The organism is Ruegeria sp. YKSE079 (assembly GCF_059612845.1).
On the sequence record NZ_JBXWRJ010000002.1, the window covers coordinates 129604 to 145322 of the forward strand.

Consider the following 15719-nt stretch of genomic DNA (forward strand, 5'->3'; position numbering starts at 1 on the left):
GGCCCTTTCGCAGCATCGCTATATTTATTCGCCTACACGGAGCTGACGGCAATCGAAGAATGGGAAGCGACGGAAGGCAGCGACGGCACCGCAACGTGAAATCAAGCTTGGCTTGCCATTCTCTCTCCTCCTCTCTTCAAGGGGGGTGCGGCCATTTATCTTGATCCAGATCAAACTCCGCCATTGAAGGCAGGGCCTTCGCATTCTAAAACCAGCAGGAATCCCCGCGCGCCGGAGCGTTTCGGCTGCGCGGTTAAGTTGCAACAGGAGGCACCTAAATGGCAGACGCAGCCATTCACGGTCATGACCATGAAGACCAGCGCGGGTTCTTTACCCGGTGGTTCATGTCGACCAACCACAAGGATATCGGGATTCTGTACCTGATATTCTCGGCGATCGCCGGTCTGATCTCGGTCATGATGACCGTCTACATGCGGCTTGAGCTGATGCATCCGGGCGTTCAGTACATGTGCCTGGAAGGCTTCATGGCCGACCCCTGCACCCCCAACGGGCATGTCTGGAACGTGATGATCACCTATCACGGCGTGCTGATGATGTTCTTTGTGGTCATCCCGGCGCTTTTTGGTGGTTTCGGCAACTATTTCATGCCGTTGCAGATCGGCGCGCCGGATATGGCGTTCCCGCGGATGAACAACCTCAGCCTCTGGCTTTACGTTGCGGGCACCTCGCTGGGTGTTGCGTCGCTGCTGTCTCCGGGTGGCAATGACCAGCTTGGGTCTGGTGTGGGCTGGGTTCTGTACCCGCCGCTGTCGACGACCGAGGGCGGCATGTCGATGGATCTGGCGATCTTTGCCGTGCACGTATCGGGCGCCTCCTCGATCCTCGGCGCGATCAACATGATCACCACCTTCCTGAACATGCGTGCGCCGGGCATGACCCTGTTCAAGGTGCCGCTGTTTTCCTGGTCGATCTTTGTCACCTCGTGGCTGATCCTGCTGAGCCTGCCGGTGCTGGCGGGCGCGATCACCATGCTGTTGATGGACCGCAATTTCGGCTTTACCTTCTTTGATCCGGCCGGTGGCGGCGATCCGATCCTGTATCAGCACATCCTGTGGTTCTTTGGCCACCCGGAAGTGTATATCGTGATCCTGCCCGGGTTCGGCATCATCAGCCATGTCATCGCCACCTTCTCGCGCAAGCCGATCTTTGGCTATCTGCCGATGGTCTGGGCGATCATCGCGATCGGCGTGCTGGGCTTTGTCGTGTGGGCGCACCACATGTACACCGTCGGCATGTCGCTGCGTCAGCAGGCCTATTTCATGCTGGCCACGATGGTCATCGCGGTGCCCACTGGCGTCAAGGTGTTCTCGTGGATCGCGACCATGTGGGGCGGTTCGATCGAGTTCAAGGCCCCGATGATGTTCGCGATGGGGTTCCTGTTCCTGTTCACCGTAGGCGGCGTGACCGGCGTGGTGCTGAGCCAGGCGGGCGTGGACCGGGCCTATCATGACACCTATTACGTGGTGGCGCATTTCCACTATGTGATGAGCCTGGGTGCGGTGTTCGCGATCTTTGCCGGGGTCTACTTCTACTTTGGCAAGATGACCGGGCGGCAGTATTCCGAGTTCTGGGCGAAGATTCATTTCTGGCTGTTCTTCATCGGCGCCAACCTGACCTTCTTCCCGCAGCACTTCCTGGGCCGTCAGGGCATGCCGCGCCGCTATATCGACTATCCCGAAGCGTTCGCGAAGTGGAACCTGGTCTCGTCCTGGGGCGCGTTCATCTCGTTTGCCTCGTTCCTGCTGTTCTTCGGCATCGTGTTCTATGCGCTCAAGCGCGGCGCACGGGTGACCCAGAACAACTATTGGAACGAGTACGCCGATACGCTGGAGTGGACCCTGCCCTCGCCGCCGCCCGAACACACGTTCGAGATCCTGCCCAAGCAGGAAGACTGGGACAAGGGCCACGCGCACTGATCCCTGTCAGGTGAAACAGACAGAAAACCCCGCCGGTTCCGGCGGGGTTTTTCTTTGCGGGGTGTGGCCTGGTGATGCAATTTGACGGTTGGCTGCTTTGAGTCCAACCCGTGAATTTTTTTTCGCCGCGTGCGCACGCGGCACGAATTTTGCTGCGACTGCGTGAACAGGTGTGCGCGCCGCGATGCAAAAAGGCGCCGTTCATGCAAGGCGCGGCAAATCGAAGGGGACCAAATCACAGATTACGGACGAAGCGGACCTGGATCATCTTGACCTCAACTGCCTTCGATACGCCATCAAAGCCATTCGTCCTGGACACCGCTGGGGCCTTGGTCGATCCTTTGACCGGCCTTCGGATCCGGCAAGTCGCATGATCGGCGGCGACATCTGCGATCGATGTCACTCTACAAGCAAGCTGTCGCGCAGAAGTCTGATGATCTCCTCCTCTGGTGCCCTGTAGATACCGGCACTCCTTCGGTCTTGACCAATGAACAGGGTCAGGCCTTCGATCGATGCCGTGATGTGAAGGGCCAGAGCCGAGCAGGCATCGGGATCCCAATCGCGCCGCGTGGCGCCGATCAGGCCCTCTATCAACTGGCGCTCCATCTCATGGAGTTTGTCGGTCCAGATCGCGATGTCTGGATCGTGCAGGGACATCGCCCAGAGCTGCGGAAAGAATGCGATCTCCGGCCGTCGCAAGTCCTGCACCAGCATGACGATGGTCCTTTCGAGCGCGTCCTGCGGGGAGCCCTCGGAAATCTGCAGGAGCGAGAGAATCTCTTGCGCGTAGTCCGCCATCCGGTCGCGCACCATGGACTCAACGAGATCGGACTTGGAAGGGTAGTAATACGTCAGGTTGCCCAGCTTTATGCCGACCTCTGAGGCAAGGTTGCGCATCGTGAATTTCTCCAGCGGAACGCTGATGAACAGCTTGAAGGCGCCGTCGAGTATCCGGCGCTGTGTCCTGATCCCCTTCGCCTCCGATGGATCAGCAAGCGCGATAGGGCGCTGGGCGACCAGATCCTGAAGGAGTTTCGTCGTCCTATCGGGAACGAAAGTAGCGATCCGGTTCTCCAACTTCACAGTTCAGTCCTCTGCCTCGGCTGTCCACGAGCCTTTACAACCATAGCAATCAAATAGTACGATCGTCCTAAAAATTTGCTTTCTGTACGAAAAGCCGCCGTCGATCACGCATGCAGGACTTGCCATTCGACGGGCAAAACGAGACCGGGGAGCAGACAATGCACTTACTTTCATTGCGGGTGTTGGGCGTTGCGGCTGCAGCAGTGCTTACGGCAACGGCGTTAGGTGCTCAAGAGACACAGAAGCCCAACGTCGTTGTCATGATGACCGACAACCTCGGTTGGGGTGAGATCGGGACCTTTGGCGGCGGTATCCTGCGCGGCGCCCAAACACCTCGGCTCGACGGGCTGGCCGAAGAAGGATTGAAGCTTCTCAACTATAATGTCGAGCCCCAATGCACGCCGTCCCGCTCAGCCTTCATGACCGGACGACATCCGATCAGATCAGGCACGACCAAGGTGGTCTGGGGGCTGCCCTATGGCATGGTTGGATGGGAAGTAACGATTGCGGAGCTGTTCTCGCAGGCAGGCTATCGGACGGGCATGTGCGGCAAATGGCATCTCGGCGATCAGCCGGGACGCTTTCCGACCGATCAGGGCTTCGACGTCTGGTACGGCATCCCGAACACCACCGACGAGTCGCAGTATACCAGCCAGTTCGGCTTCGACCCCGAGGTGGTGGAGACGCCGCAAATCGTTCAAGCAAAGCCCTTAGCGGGCTTTCGTATCTTGTTTGCGCGAAACCGGATTGCGCGGAACGAAGTTTGATTGACAGCGCAGCGGTTTGTCAAAGCGATTTGGGTTCCATCCAACAAAACTGCTGCGTGCCTGGCTGTGTCAATGGCTGTCGGATCAGCTTGTTCGTTGCTTGTAATATGTGTCTTTATGAACAATCAGCCCGTCTCGGTAGGTCAAAATATCGACGCTTAGAAACTCTTCTTTCGCGCCATCTTTGTGCATGGCTGTACGGCGATATTCGCAATAGGCCTTGTTTCCGGAAATGGTGCAGTCGAGCGTTTCCCAATGCACGTTCTCGACCTTGTCAAACAAGGCGGCAAAGGCGCTGCGAATGGTCTGGGCGCCCTCAAGGCGCACGCCGTGTTCCTCGGGGCCCACGGCATGATCAAATGTTGCATCCTCAGCGAAGTGCTTCATCACAGCGTCGATGTCGTTGGCATTGAACGCGTTGCCGACAGAGTCGACGAGGGCTCGGGTCACAGCGGTCATGATTGCGGTCCTTTTCCTTGAAGCATATCGCAAGTGTGTTTGAAGAAGGGGCTTGCCGGGTCGACCAGCACATTCAGTTCATCAAAGTGATCGACGTCCGGCACGAAATAGAGGCTCATCTGACGGTTTGGGGTTTCGTATTTTTCGACATACATGCGCGCTTGACGGTGGAATTCGTCCGTCTCCGCGCCGCCGACAACGACCAATTGCGGCGCATTTGTAACCGGGGGATGGTTGGTCATCGGGCTTTCGGCCTCGGCTTCTTCCGGGGTCATCCGGATACCGGAATTGAGCGCCTCAGTCAGGCGCACCGGTTCGAGGTAACTGAGCGGTGACACCGGGATGCCGGATTTGATCAGGTCCGCAGGAAGATCGTCGCCGAAAGCCGACCAGTTGGTCCCCAGCATCATCTGAGTGATATGGCCACCAGCCGAGTGGCCCATCACGGTGATCCGGTCTGGATTGATGCCAAGATCGCCCGCATTGCGCCAAATATATGCCATCGCTTCGCGGATTTCTTCGGAAATACGGGTGATGGTCACCGATGGGCAAAGATCGTAGCCGACGACAACAACATTGAACCCCGCCGTAACAAAGGGCGGCGCAATGAAGCTGTAGATCGATTTGTCGCCGCGCTGCCAATAACCGCCATGCACATACACCAACGTCGGCGCAGTCGCGTCCGGACAGCGGAAGACATCCAGTTTTTGTTTTTCGCCTTCCCCATACCGGATATCGAGGCTGCAATCAGATGCGGCGCGCGCGGCCTCGCTATCGCGGTTCCAGGCGGGAATGACAGTGGCTTCATAGTCCGGTCGCCCGGCCCGCAGATTGTATTGCGCGTCGAACTCATCGGGGCTGAAGCGGGTGTGATATGTCAGGTGATCGCTCATGAAGAAACCTCGGGTTGCGGCGCGGAGAAGAACGCGCCGCGGCAAAAGACAAGTGGCGGAACGGGCGCGTGGGCGTAGTTGACGACGCGGCCCAGAAGGATCTCATGATCGTCTGCATCGACCCTGCTGTGAACCGTGCACTCCAATTGCGCCGAGGCACCGGGGATCAAGGGCGTGGCGGTTCCAGCAGTCCATTCGGTGTCGGTAAACCGGTTTTCGACATCACTGGCGAAGTGCATCGCAAGGTCTTTCTGCTCGGCCGACAGGATGTTGACCGCGAAATGATCCGATTGCGACAGCGTCGGAAAGACCCGGCCAGATTTCGCGACACAGACCGAGATCACCGGCGGCTGCAGTGAGACCGACGTAAATGAATTGGCGGTCAGGCCCCACGGTTCCCCGTCTGCGTCATAGGTGGCTACGATGGTCACCCCCGTCGGAAAGGCACCAAGTGCGCGGCGATAGTCCCGGACGTCCACTATAGCACCCCTTCGCTGGCGCAAGCTTTTTCCAGCGCAGCCCATTCATCAGGGTTTGTCCCGAAAGGGCGCATGACGTGATCCCGATAGGCGGGACGTTCCGCCAGCCGCTGATACCAGGCCTCGACATTGGGCAAGGGCGGGCGGTCGACCTCGACGTTGAAGTAACGATAGGCCACGCAGCCCAACGGAATATCCGCCATGGTAAAGCTGTCGCCGCAGACATAGGCTTTGTCCGCAAGGTGCTGATCAAGAATGGTCAGCGCCTCATGCGCTTCGTCGCGCAGTTTGGCTATTTTCTTCGGGTCGCGCTGATCGGGTTGCGTGCGCACGGTTGCGAAGAACAGGTAGATCACTGGCCCAAAGGCGCGGCTGGCCGACCACTCCATCCATTGATCCGCAATTGCACGGGTCTGAATGTCGGAAGGGCTTAGCGTTCCCGCACCGTACCGGTCACAGAGATACCGCACGATGGCCAGGCTTTCCCATAGCGCAAAATCACCGTCGCGGATCGCCGGAATCATCCGGTTGGGATTGATCTGTGCGTAAAGTTCAGTATCGAGTTTACCAAAGCTGCCCCCGGCAAGTTGCAGGGTGTAGTCCAGCCCAAACTCATTCGCTGTCCAGATGACCGGGATGACGTTCGACGAATAGGGTCGCCCCCAAATCTCAAGCATGTTCCAACATCCTTTTCTGCGCGATAGACTGCGTGCCGAATTTGGGAACGACGCGCTCGAACAGGCGATGCCAGCTGGCCAGAATTTTCTCGTAGGGCACACCGGTGTATTGCTGCATCAGCATAAGGTGATCGAGGCCGATGGTTTCCTGCCGCTCTGCAAACCGGTCCGCGACATATTCGGCATCGCCCACCACGATGATCCCGCGTTTGTTGAGGAAATCGAACCAGTCCATGTCCTCATCTTCGGGGGTCATCTCTTCGCCGACATCCAGATAACCGGCTTTGGTCCATTCACCCTTGGGACGCGACCCGCCGAGGAACTCGTAATAGGCATTGATCGGGCCACGAATGGTATTCACAGCCTCTTCCATGCTTTCACCCACATAAAAAGCCGTGCAGACACCGACACATTCGCCAAGCTTCACCTCGCGCGCTTCGCGTTGCGACAGGGCGTCGCGGTAAGGCTCCCAACAGGCCAGTGTCGCCTTGGCGCCCGCCGCCATAGAGATCACACCCCAACCGCGCTCACCAGCCAGTTTGAACGTGGGCGGGGCATTTGACATCAGCCAGACCGGCGGATGAGGGTTGGAATAGGGGCGTGGATGCACATACATCGCTTTGTATTCACCATCCTCGCCGTGATAACGCGGGTCCAGAGGGTCAAAGAACCGGTTGGTCTCTTTCCAGCCGGGAACCGGGAATTGATAGAACTCGCCGTGATGGGTGAACGCCTCGTTGGTCCAGGCCTTCAGGATAATCTCAAGGCTTTCCTGATAGAGCCGCATGACCTTGGAATTTTCGCGCCGGTCCGCATCCTTGTTGAACTGGATGGTCGAGCGTTCGTTGATACCCTTGGCAACGCCGAAATCGAAACGCCCCTGCGTCATGTTATCAAGCATCGCGGCATCTTCGGCCACGCGCAAAGGATGCCAGTCCGGCAGGATGATTGGCGCCGTGCCCACCCGCAGTTTCTTGCAATGCGCGGCCACATGGGTGCCCATCTGGATCGGGTTGGGCGGCGCATTCATATATCCGTTATGGGCAAAGTGATGCTCGGTGAACCATGCGGTTGTGAAACCCGCCTGCTCGGCCAGTGAACACTGTTCGAGGATCATATCCAGCGTGCGCGCCCAGGGAATCGTCTCGCCAGGGCTAAAATTGGCAATCAAATCAAAGCGCATAGCATCCTCCCAGTCGGTCGAAAATCAGTTGATTATTCCCCACTTTTTCAACTAGGTTGATTTTCACTCGAAAAGTCAACATTAATCATTTATCCCGAATGCATGAATAACGATCTATCTCAGACCGAAGCCCAACGGCTTGGCAGTGAAATTCGCGAAGTGCGCAAGGCTCGAGGGCTTACGTTAAAAGATCTCTCAGAGGTGGTGTCCTGTTCCAAGGCCTACCTCAGCCGTATTGAGTTGGGGTCGGCCAAAGTATCGGCCGAGCTATTGCAGGAAATCAGTACTGCGCTTTCGGTCGATCCCAATTGGTTCTTTCCCAAGCAAACCGGCAATGGCCCGTTAGAGCGCAAACATGTTGTCCGAGGCGAGAATCGCCGGGCCCTGTCGGCCATGTATACGCGCTCGACAGACGAGTTGGGGTTCGAGGATGAGCTACTTTCGAGCACGCTATCCGGCCAATGCTACCTGATACTGTCCCGATTTCGTCCTGGTGCTGGCACCCCCCCTGAACCACTGGAAGGCTATTCCTTTGAAGGGGAACAACATGCAATTGTCCTGAGCGGTGAAGTCGAACTGCGCCTTGGCGATGAAATTATCGTCTTGCGCGAAGGCGACAGTTTTTCCTATCCCTCAATGATCGCGCACCGGTTTCGCAACAGAACAGATGTAGAGGCCATAATGGTCTGGGCGATGTCGCCAATACGGATTACTTGGTGATTGTTGGCCAGCTGTCATTATCGCGAAAACTGCTCTTATTACAAAGCAACGAATGACGGCATATCGAAATATCCACGGATCCGACCTAACTGCTTGGGCCAAAACCAGTCATTTGGCCAATTGAGACGATTGTTGGCTTTGTCCACGTCTCGACGGTCCATCCTAAAGCACCCGACCTTTAACCTGAGACATACCCGGCAGCCTTGAAGTAATTCCAGCACTCTTCTGGTGAGAAGAGTTCACAGATTTCCGTGGGAGCGTGGAACATGTCCGTGAAGAACCGTGTGCCGATCCTGCGCAGGTGCGCTTTGAGTTTCGAGAATGCCATCTCGATCGGGTTGAGATCGGGGCTATAGGGCGGCAGAAACAGGAACCAACATCCGGCTTTGCGCATGGCTTTGGCCGCAGCGGCATTCTTGTGCGTCGCGAGGTTGTCCAGGATCACGACGGTTCCGGGTTCCAGTTCCGAGACCAGCACCATCTCGACGTAGGCTGTGAAGGCCTCGCCATCCATCGCCCCCTTGATGACCCACGGTGCCATCAAAGGACCCAGACGATCAACATGCTCCGTGGGCTGCTGGCGGAGTTCGGCATCGTCTTTGCCCAGGGCGTTGGTCACGCCGTCCGGTTCGCGAAATGCACAGTCCAAGGGCAAGCCCTGGATCTTCCGCCAGTTGCGCTGGACACCATCATCGTCTCGGTGAACAACTCTTGGCCCTGCATGGGCGGGTGCTCTGGTACGGTCGCAAGCTGACACTAGAGGCGAAGTCGGAGCCGCGGATCGCTTTTCTTCAGACGATCCCCGGTATTGGGCCAATCACAGCGTCGGCCATTGTCGCGACGGTTGGCAGCGCGGCACAGTTCAGGTGTGGCAGGGACTTCTCGGCATGGTTGGGCCCGACGCCGATCAACCGTTCGACCGGAGCCAAAGAGCGGTTGGGCCGCATATCAAAGATGGGCGACCGCTACATTCGCCACCTGATGGTCGTTGGCATGACTTCCCGTATGAAACAGATCAAGAGCGCGCCGGAGCGATTTGATCCCTGGTTCGCAGACCTTCTGGAACGAAAACCTGCCAAGCTTGCAGCTGTGGCGATGGCAAACAAAACGGCGCGGATAATCTGGGCGGTGCTCACGCGCAACGAACCCTACAGGATCAGGACAGTCTGACATCGAAAGGAACAGAAACTGAGACAGCAAGACCAATGAAGTGATGGCAAATGAGTCAGCCGCAATCCCAAGATACCCCGGGCTTTGTCCAGGACAATCCATGTCCGTTTGCGAGGATGGGGACTTGGATCGCGTAAACCATCAGGGCCAGCGGTCACGTGCACCGCGTCCAAAGGCCGAAGACAAGACCGCTTCTGACAAAATGCAAATCACCTCAAAAATGTCTCGCTTTGCAGGAGCCATCCACACAGGACAAAGTGAAAATTCGCTGCGAGCTGCTTCAAAGGCAGCAAACTGCCCATATTGCCTACGGCGATCCGTTGAAAGGGAGGGCGGCGGTCGTTCACTCTAGTTGCAAATGCAATGGTGGACGACTGCCGGAGTGGACATTCGTAGTTAGCACTGGTTGCGATGCTCTGTGCAGGCAAGAACTCATGCAGCTATCCGCACCATTGCTCCTGAAGCCAGTGTTCGACAGGCTTAACAATTTTTGAAGCGAAAAATGAATTGAGAGCAGGTCTCACTTGGATCATTCCCATCAAGGGATGGGGAGCATTGTCGGTCGACGGAAATGAGAATCCCTAATGAAGATCCATGACGCCGTAGCAGGTGTACGCTAGGGGCAGGATAAGGCGGCGGAACCCCGGGAGGGGGAAGGTTGCAGGTTCTGCCTGCATTAGCTGCGGCAAGGGGGAACTGCAGGGTTTGCCGGCCGCAAACCCCGCAAGCAGCCGACCGGTATAGGTCGCCATGGCCACGCCACCGCCGTGATAGCCGAAACCGGTCCAGGCGCGCTGCCAGTCTCCGATCTGACCGACATAAGGTGTCAGGCCGCGGGTCAGGCAAACCAGGCCGCTCCAGTGGTATTCGGTTTCCGCTGTGGCCAGGGCCGGGAACATCGCCTCAAAATCCCGGCGAATCTGGCGCTTCATCTGCAGCGTGGAGCCGGGGGTGATGTTGCTGGTGCCGCGCATCCCGAATAGCACCCGGTTGTCCGGCAGCAGGCGGAAGTAGTGCAGCAGGTTGCGAGTGTCATAGGCGATACGCCGGGTGGTCCAGCCCTGTGCCTGTTTCTCGGCTTCGGTGAGGGGGCGCGTCACCATGATGTGCGAAACCACCGGCAGGTAGCGCCCGCGCAGCCAGTCCGGCAGGTTGTCGCTGCTGTAGCCGTTGCTGGCGATGATCAGCTTGTCGGCCTGGACCCGGCCTGATGGCGTTTCAATAATGTAAGTGCCGTCGGGCTCCTCCCGTACCGAGAGCGCCGGGGTGTCACCGTGGATCACGGTGCCGGCCTGCTTCGCCAGGCGGGCTAGTCCGCCCACGTATTTACCCGGATTCAGGCCGAAACCATGGGGCAGCAAAAACCCGCCGTAGAACCCATCGCCGTGAAGGCCTTCCTGGCGCATCTCTTCGGCAGACAGAACCGGGCAGTCCACCCCGGCATAGCGGCTGAGGCCCGCGGCCATTTCCGGCAGGGCGCGCGCCGCGCGGGGGCTGTGGGCCAGGCAGTATTCACCGTCCTCCTGCGCCTCCGCCTCAATGCCGCTGGACGAGGTGAGATCGCGGACCAGCGCAACCGCCTCCTTCTGGGCGCTGTAAAAGGCGCGCAGGCCGCCCTCGCCGAAGCGGCGGATGATGGCGCTGTTGCACAGCATGGCACCGCCGAAGCCGCAGAAGCCGGCATTGCGCCCCGAGGCGCCCCAGCCGGGCTGGGCTGCGTCGATCACCAGCGGCGCGTCGCTATGGTCGCGGGCCAGATGCAGTGCCGCGCTGAGGCCTGTGTAGCCGGCACCAATTATCGCGACACCCACGCGCCGGTCGCCGTCCAGCGCGGGACAGGCAGGGGCGGCGGGCAGCGTGGCCTCCCAGTAGCTGTCGACCGGGACTTCGGTGTCGTAGGCGTGGGCGTCGTAGATGCGGCGGAGGTTCTTCATGGCGCTGGTCCGTTCTTGCGGCCCCAGTCAAGGAGCGGCGATCACCTTGGTTTCGAGGAATTCGAGGATGCCTTCGCGGCCGCCCTCGCGCCCGATCCCCGACATTTTGACCCCGCCGAAGGGGGAGCCTGCGCCAAGGAAAGCGCCGTTCACGTTCACCATGCCGGACTGCAGGGCACGGGCAACGCGGCCTGCGCGGGCGCTGTCACCGGTCTGCACATAGGCCGACAGGCCGTAGGGTGTGTCATTGGCGATGGCGATGGCTTCTTCCTCGCTGTCGAAGGGGATCATCACCAGCACCGGACCAAAAATCTCTTCCTGCGCAATGCGCATTGTGTTGTTCACGTCAGCCAAAACCGTGGGTTGGGCGTAGTAACCGGTCTCGAAGCCTTCCGGCTTGCCGGGGCCGCCGGCCACTAACCGCGCGCCTTCGGCGACGCCTGCCTCGATCATCTCCTGCACGCGGGCGTATTGCTGCGCGCTGGACAGTGGACCCATGTGATCGCCCGGCTCCGTCGGGGTGCCCACGGACATCGTTGCCGCCTTGGCCTGCGCCAACTCCACCGCGCGACCATAGACGCTGCGCTCCACCAGCATCCGGGTGGCGGCGTCGCAACTTTGGCCTGTGTTGATGAAACAGGCCTCCACCCCTTCGGCTATGGCGGTTTCCAGATCGCAGTCGGCAAACACCAGATTGGGGGATTTTCCGCCCAGCTCCAACGCCACCTTCTTGACGGTTTCCGCCGCATCCCGTGTCACCGCGACACCGCCACGGGTGGAGCCGGTGAAGGACATCATGGCGATATCCGGGTGGCGTGACAGCGCGGCGCCCACCACCGGGCCTTCGCCGTGGACCAGGTTGAAGACGCCCGCGGGCACGCCGGCGTCGTGCAGCACCTCGGCATAGAGAATCGCCGACAGCGGTGTCAGTTCGGAGGGTTTCAGCACCATGGTGCAGCCTGCGGCCAGTGCAGGCCCCACTTTCAGCACGATCTGGTTGATTGGCCAGTTCCAGGGCGTGATCAGCCCGCAGACGCCAGCCGGCATCCGCACCAGCGTGTCGCCGTTGGGCAGGGTTTCCTCGAAATCGAGCGTCTTCAGATCGGCGATGATGGCCTCCAGGTGGTCAATGCCGACCTGCGCCTGCATCTCGCGCGACATGGTGATCGGGGCGCCCATCTCCAACGAGATGGCTTCTGCGAATTCATCAACGCGGGCGGTGTAGACCTCCAGCACCCGTTCGAGGAGCGCAATGCGGTCCTCGCGGCTGGTGGCGGCAAAGCCGGGCAGCGCAGCCTTGGCTGCGGCCACGGCGGCATCAACGTCATCTTCGCTGCCAAGCGCGAGTTGGCCAAGGGACTGTTCGGTGGCGGGGTTGATCACGTCAACCGCGCCACTGCCGGCGGGGGCGGTCCAGCTGCCGCCGATATAGAACTGGGACATGTTGTACTGCATTGCCGTATCCAATTTTGTTTGAGTGCGAGTCACTCGGCGGCGGTTGCCGCGCGGTGTTCCTGCTGCTGGCGGCGTTCCTGCCGGCGGTTGACCAGCGAGGCGGTGATGACACCCAGGGTGACGATGCCGATCAGCATGGAGGAGAGCGCGTTGATCTCCGGCGAGACCCCCAGCCGTACGGAGGAATAGAGCTTCATCGGCAGGGTGGTGGAGCCGGGGCCGGAGGTGAAGGTGGCAATCACCAGGTCGTCAAGCGACAGGGTGAACGAAAGCAGCCAGGCCGAGATCACCGCAGGCGCGATCACCGGCAGAGTCACCTGGCGGAAGGCCGAGATCGGGGTGCAGCCGAGGTCCAGCGCCGCATCCTCCAGCGACCGGTCGAAGCTGGCCAGCCGGGACGAGACCACCACCGAGGCATAGCACATGGCAAAGGTCGCATGGGCGATGGTGATGGTCCAGAAGCCGCGGTCGAGGCCGACGGCGACGAACAGCAAGAGGAGTGACAGGCCGGTCACCACCTCCGGCATCACCAGCGGCGCAAAGATCATGCCCGAAAACAGCGTGCGGCCCGGAAAAGATCCCGCACGCACCATGACAACCGCGCTCAGCGTACCCAGCACCGTGGCCAGCGTGGCCGACACAAAGGCGATGCGCAGGGTGATCCAGGCGGCCTCCAGATAGGCGTCGTTGTTCAGAACGATGCCGTACCATCTGGTGCTGAAGCCGCCCCAGACAGTGACCAGGCGGGAGTCGTTGAAGGAATAGATCACCACCAGCAGGAGCGGCAGGTACAGGAAGGCCAGGCCGAAGGTCAGAGAGGTCAGGTTGAACATGTTGAAACGGCGGATCATCCCAGGTCCTCCTGATGTTTCTGCTGGTGGCGCTGGAACAGCACGATGGGCACGATCAGGATGGTCAGCAGCACAATGGCCACCGCCGCCGCAACGCCCCAGTCGCGGTTGGAGAAAAACTCGAGCCACAGGGTCTTGCCGATCATCAGCGTGCCGGAGCCGCCCAGAAGGTCGGGGATCACGAATTCGCCAATCGCCGGGATGAAGACCAGGAAGCAACCGGCAACCACCCCAGGCAGCGACAGCGGCAAGGTGATCTGGCGGAAGGCCGCAAAGGCGCCGCAGCCCAGATCCTCGGCTGCCTCCAGCAGCCGTCCGTCGATCCGTTCCAGCGAGGCGTAAAGCGGCAGGATCATGAACGGCAGGTAGGAATAGACAATGCCGATATAGACCGCGATTTCGGTGTGCATGATCGCCAACGGCTGGCTGATGATGCCAAGCTTCATCAGCGCAAGATTCAGGAAGCCCTCGTTCTTCAGGATGCCGATCCAGGCATAGATGCGGATCAGGAAGCTGGTCCAGAACGGCAAGATGACCAGCAGCAGCAACGTCTTGCGCCAGTCCTGCGGCGCCTTGGCCATGGCATAGGCCACCGGATAGCCGATTGTAAGGGTGAGCAGCGTTGCGATGGCGGCGACCTTCACGCTGTTGAGATAGGCCTTGAGATAGATGCCATCCTCGGCCAGCCAGACGAAATTCTCGAAGTCCAGCGCCGCGAAGGACGCGCGCAGGCCGGCAAGCCCCTCATCGAGGCTGAACGTCGGGGCATAGGGCGGGCTGGCGGTGACCGAGTCCGACAAAGCAATCTTGATGACAATCAGGAAGGGCACCAGGAAGAACAGGCCCAGCCACAGATAGGGCGTCAGGATCAGGAGCTTGCGGGGGGTGTTCATGGCCGGCCCCTCATTCATCCACCAACACGCAGGCGCCTGCGCGCCAGCTGAGCCAGACCCGGTCGTTCCAGTCGATGCCGCGGCGCGAGGTCAGCAGCCGGTTGGCCTCCTGCGCGCGGATCAGCATCCCTCCGTCCAGCCGCACCAGGAAGGTAGAGGCGCTGCCGATATAGGAGATCTCTTCCACCGTGCCCTCAACCATGTTCACATTGAAGGCTTGCTCAGGCTGGTCCTTGGTAACGTGAATCTTCTCCGGGCGCAGCACCAGCGTCTTGCGGGTGCCGGGGATCAGCACATCCTCGGGCTGCGGGCGGATCGCCAGCCGGGTGCCGCCATCCCAGCGGGCCAGCGCCAGTTCGCCCTCCATGCCCGCCAATTCGATATCAATCAGGTTCACGTTGCCAATGAAATCAGCAACATAGCTGGACACCGGATGCTCGTAAATCCGTGTGGGGGTATCGGTTTGCAACAACTTACCCGCCTTCATCACTGCGATACGCGAGGATACGGTCATCGCCTCGTCCTGATCGTGGGTGACGATGATAAAGGTGAGACCCAGCCGGTCCTGCACGTCCATCAGCTGGAACTGGGTTTCCTCGCGCAGCTTTTTGTCGAGCGCGCCCAGCGGCTCGTCCAGCAGCAGCACCTTGGGTTTCTTGGCCAGCGAGCGCGCCAGCGCCACCCGCTGCATTTGGCCGCCGGACAGCTGATGCGGTCTGCGGTCGGCATAGCCTTCGAGCTGTACGAGTGCCAGCATCTCGTCGACCCGGTCCTGGATGTCGCGTTTCTTCCAGCGCTCCTGTTTCAGGCCGAACCCGATGTTCTTCGCCACCGACATATGCGGAAACAGCGCGTAGGACTGGAACATCATGTTGATCGGGCGACGGTTCGCAGGAATGCCGGTCAGGTCCTGCCCGTCCAAAAGGATGCGGCCTGAGGTCACTTCCTCAAACCCGGCCAGCAGCCGCATCATCGTGGTCTTGCCGCATCCGGAAGGACCGAGGAGAGAGAAGAACTCGCGCTCATGAATGTCCAGGTTCAGATCCGAGATTGCGGTGAAGCTGCCAAAGGTCTTGGTTACATTCTCGAAGCGGATCAGCGGCGGGCGGGTGGGTGCCTGCGGACTGGTGGGTTCGACCCGCGCGGCGGCGGCACTGGCCGGATGATGGGAATTCATTGGTGCAAGTTCCCCTGTTGCAAGTCCCTGCCGCGATGTGA

16 protein-coding genes are annotated in these 15719 nt (G+C 59.7%); 4 read left to right on the forward strand and 12 right to left on the reverse strand.

Annotated features, from left to right (window positions below):
• Positions 1-278: 278 nt before the first annotated feature.
• Positions 279-1937: a cytochrome c oxidase subunit I gene (gene ctaD, locus AC2FMY_RS02240; RefSeq protein WP_496747268.1), complete on the forward strand. Its 1659-nt coding sequence runs from the start codon at positions 279-281 to the stop codon at positions 1935-1937.
• A 399-nt stretch (positions 1938-2336) separates the two neighbouring features.
• On the opposite strand, the gene AC2FMY_RS02245 is transcribed toward ctaD, so the two are convergent.
• Entirely contained in the window at positions 2337-3020 is a 684-nt protein-coding gene (locus AC2FMY_RS02245; protein WP_480748267.1) for a TetR/AcrR family transcriptional regulator, read from the reverse strand.
• 158 nt (positions 3021-3178) lie between these two features.
• Here AC2FMY_RS02245 and AC2FMY_RS02250 point away from each other — a divergent pair, with 158 nt between their 5' ends.
• The gene (locus tag AC2FMY_RS02250) at positions 3179-3787 is read left to right on the forward strand and encodes a sulfatase-like hydrolase/transferase (RefSeq protein WP_496806923.1); all 609 of its coding nucleotides are present in this window, start codon (positions 3179-3181) and stop codon (positions 3785-3787) included.
• Positions 3788-3871: 84 nt separating this feature from the next.
• Here AC2FMY_RS02250 and AC2FMY_RS02255 read toward each other — a convergent pair whose 3' ends face one another.
• Genes AC2FMY_RS02255 through AC2FMY_RS02275 form a run of 5 tightly spaced genes read right to left on the reverse strand, consistent with a single transcriptional unit; the run spans position 3872 to position 7478 of the window.
• The gene (locus tag AC2FMY_RS02255; protein WP_480748265.1) at positions 3872-4246 is read right to left on the reverse strand and encodes a nuclear transport factor 2 family protein; all 375 of its coding nucleotides are present in this window, start codon (positions 4244-4246) and stop codon (positions 3872-3874) included.
• Entirely contained in the window at positions 4243-5139 is an 897-nt protein-coding gene (locus tag AC2FMY_RS02260) for an alpha/beta hydrolase (RefSeq protein WP_496806924.1), read from the reverse strand. The genes AC2FMY_RS02255 and AC2FMY_RS02260 overlap by 4 nt, the downstream gene beginning before the upstream one ends.
• Positions 5136-5618 carry a flavin reductase family protein gene (locus AC2FMY_RS02265; RefSeq protein WP_480748263.1) on the reverse strand — a complete coding sequence of 161 codons (483 nt, stop codon included), beginning with the start codon at positions 5616-5618 and terminating at the stop codon, positions 5136-5138. Before AC2FMY_RS02265 ends, AC2FMY_RS02260 begins: the two co-directional genes overlap by 4 nt.
• Positions 5618-6295: a glutathione S-transferase family protein gene (locus AC2FMY_RS02270; protein ID WP_496747255.1), complete on the reverse strand. Its 678-nt coding sequence runs from the start codon at positions 6293-6295 to the stop codon at positions 5618-5620. The genes AC2FMY_RS02265 and AC2FMY_RS02270 overlap by 1 nt, the downstream gene beginning before the upstream one ends.
• Positions 6288-7478: an LLM class flavin-dependent oxidoreductase gene (locus AC2FMY_RS02275; RefSeq protein WP_496747252.1), complete on the reverse strand. Its 1191-nt coding sequence runs from the start codon at positions 7476-7478 to the stop codon at positions 6288-6290. The genes AC2FMY_RS02270 and AC2FMY_RS02275 overlap by 8 nt, the downstream gene beginning before the upstream one ends.
• 102 nt (positions 7479-7580) lie before the next feature.
• Here AC2FMY_RS02275 and AC2FMY_RS02280 point away from each other — a divergent pair, with 102 nt between their 5' ends.
• A complete protein-coding gene (locus AC2FMY_RS02280) occupies positions 7581-8198 on the forward strand; it encodes a helix-turn-helix domain-containing protein (protein WP_480748260.1) in 618 nt (205 codons plus the stop codon).
• Between the two features lie 178 nt (positions 8199-8376).
• On the opposite strand, the gene AC2FMY_RS02285 is transcribed toward AC2FMY_RS02280, so the two are convergent.
• Complete coding sequence (locus tag AC2FMY_RS02285; RefSeq protein ID WP_496806925.1) at positions 8377-8847, reverse strand: transposase; 471 nt, start codon at positions 8845-8847, stop codon at positions 8377-8379.
• A 62-nt stretch (positions 8848-8909) separates the two neighbouring features.
• Between AC2FMY_RS02285 and AC2FMY_RS02290 the strand changes: the two genes are divergently transcribed.
• On the forward strand, positions 8910-9368 hold the full coding sequence (locus tag AC2FMY_RS02290) for a transposase (protein ID WP_496747248.1): 459 nt from the start codon (positions 8910-8912) through the stop codon (positions 9366-9368).
• Between the two features lie 581 nt (positions 9369-9949).
• Here the strand turns inward: AC2FMY_RS02290 and AC2FMY_RS02295 are convergent.
• The 5 genes from AC2FMY_RS02295 to AC2FMY_RS02315 are packed head-to-tail and all read right to left on the reverse strand — an operon-like array spanning position 9950 to position 15678.
• Entirely contained in the window at positions 9950-11302 is a 1353-nt protein-coding gene (locus AC2FMY_RS02295; RefSeq protein WP_496747246.1) for an NAD(P)/FAD-dependent oxidoreductase, read from the reverse strand.
• Positions 11303-11329: 27 nt separating this feature from the next.
• Positions 11330-12745 (reverse strand): aldehyde dehydrogenase family protein, encoded by a 1416-nt coding sequence (locus tag AC2FMY_RS02300; RefSeq protein ID WP_480748257.1) that lies wholly within the window; start codon positions 12743-12745, stop codon positions 11330-11332.
• 41 nt (positions 12746-12786) lie between these two features.
• A complete protein-coding gene (locus AC2FMY_RS02305; protein ID WP_496744656.1) occupies positions 12787-13608 on the reverse strand; it encodes an ABC transporter permease in 822 nt (273 codons plus the stop codon).
• The gene (locus AC2FMY_RS02310) at positions 13605-14501 is read right to left on the reverse strand and encodes an ABC transporter permease subunit (RefSeq protein ID WP_480748255.1); all 897 of its coding nucleotides are present in this window, start codon (positions 14499-14501) and stop codon (positions 13605-13607) included. The genes AC2FMY_RS02305 and AC2FMY_RS02310 overlap by 4 nt, the downstream gene beginning before the upstream one ends.
• A 10-nt stretch (positions 14502-14511) precedes the next feature.
• Positions 14512-15678: an ABC transporter ATP-binding protein gene (locus AC2FMY_RS02315; protein WP_496806926.1), complete on the reverse strand. Its 1167-nt coding sequence runs from the start codon at positions 15676-15678 to the stop codon at positions 14512-14514.
• Between the last annotated feature and the right edge of the window lie 41 nt (positions 15679-15719).

Excerpts from the sequence above, each read along its gene's own strand:
- ctaD (WP_496747268.1), top strand. The coding sequence starts at position 279 with ATGGCAGACGCAGCCATTCACGGTCATGACCATGAAGACCAGCGCGGG.
- AC2FMY_RS02250 (WP_496806923.1), top strand. The coding sequence starts at position 3,179 with ATGCACTTACTTTCATTGCGGGTGTTGGGCGTTGCGGCTGCAGCAGTG.
- AC2FMY_RS02255 (WP_480748265.1), bottom strand. The coding sequence starts at position 4,246 with ATGACCGCTGTGACCCGAGCCCTCGTCGACTCTGTCGGCAACGCGTTC.
- AC2FMY_RS02260 (WP_496806924.1), bottom strand. The coding sequence starts at position 5,139 with ATGAGCGATCACCTGACATATCACACCCGCTTCAGCCCCGATGAGTTC.
- AC2FMY_RS02270 (WP_496747255.1), bottom strand. The coding sequence starts at position 6,295 with ATGCTTGAGATTTGGGGGCGACCCTATTCGTCGAACGTCATCCCGGTC.
- AC2FMY_RS02275 (WP_496747252.1), bottom strand. The coding sequence starts at position 7,478 with ATGCGCTTTGATTTGATTGCCAATTTTAGCCCTGGCGAGACGATTCCC.
- AC2FMY_RS02280 (WP_480748260.1), top strand. The coding sequence starts at position 7,581 with ATGAATAACGATCTATCTCAGACCGAAGCCCAACGGCTTGGCAGTGAA.
- AC2FMY_RS02295 (WP_496747246.1), bottom strand. The coding sequence starts at position 11,302 with ATGAAGAACCTCCGCCGCATCTACGACGCCCACGCCTACGACACCGAA.
- AC2FMY_RS02300 (WP_480748257.1), bottom strand. The coding sequence starts at position 12,745 with ATGTCCCAGTTCTATATCGGCGGCAGCTGGACCGCCCCCGCCGGCAGT.
- AC2FMY_RS02305 (WP_496744656.1), bottom strand. The coding sequence starts at position 13,608 with ATGATCCGCCGTTTCAACATGTTCAACCTGACCTCTCTGACCTTCGGC.
- AC2FMY_RS02310 (WP_480748255.1), bottom strand. The coding sequence starts at position 14,501 with ATGAACACCCCCCGCAAGCTCCTGATCCTGACGCCCTATCTGTGGCTG.
- AC2FMY_RS02315 (WP_496806926.1), bottom strand. The coding sequence starts at position 15,678 with ATGAATTCCCATCATCCGGCCAGTGCCGCCGCCGCGCGGGTCGAACCC.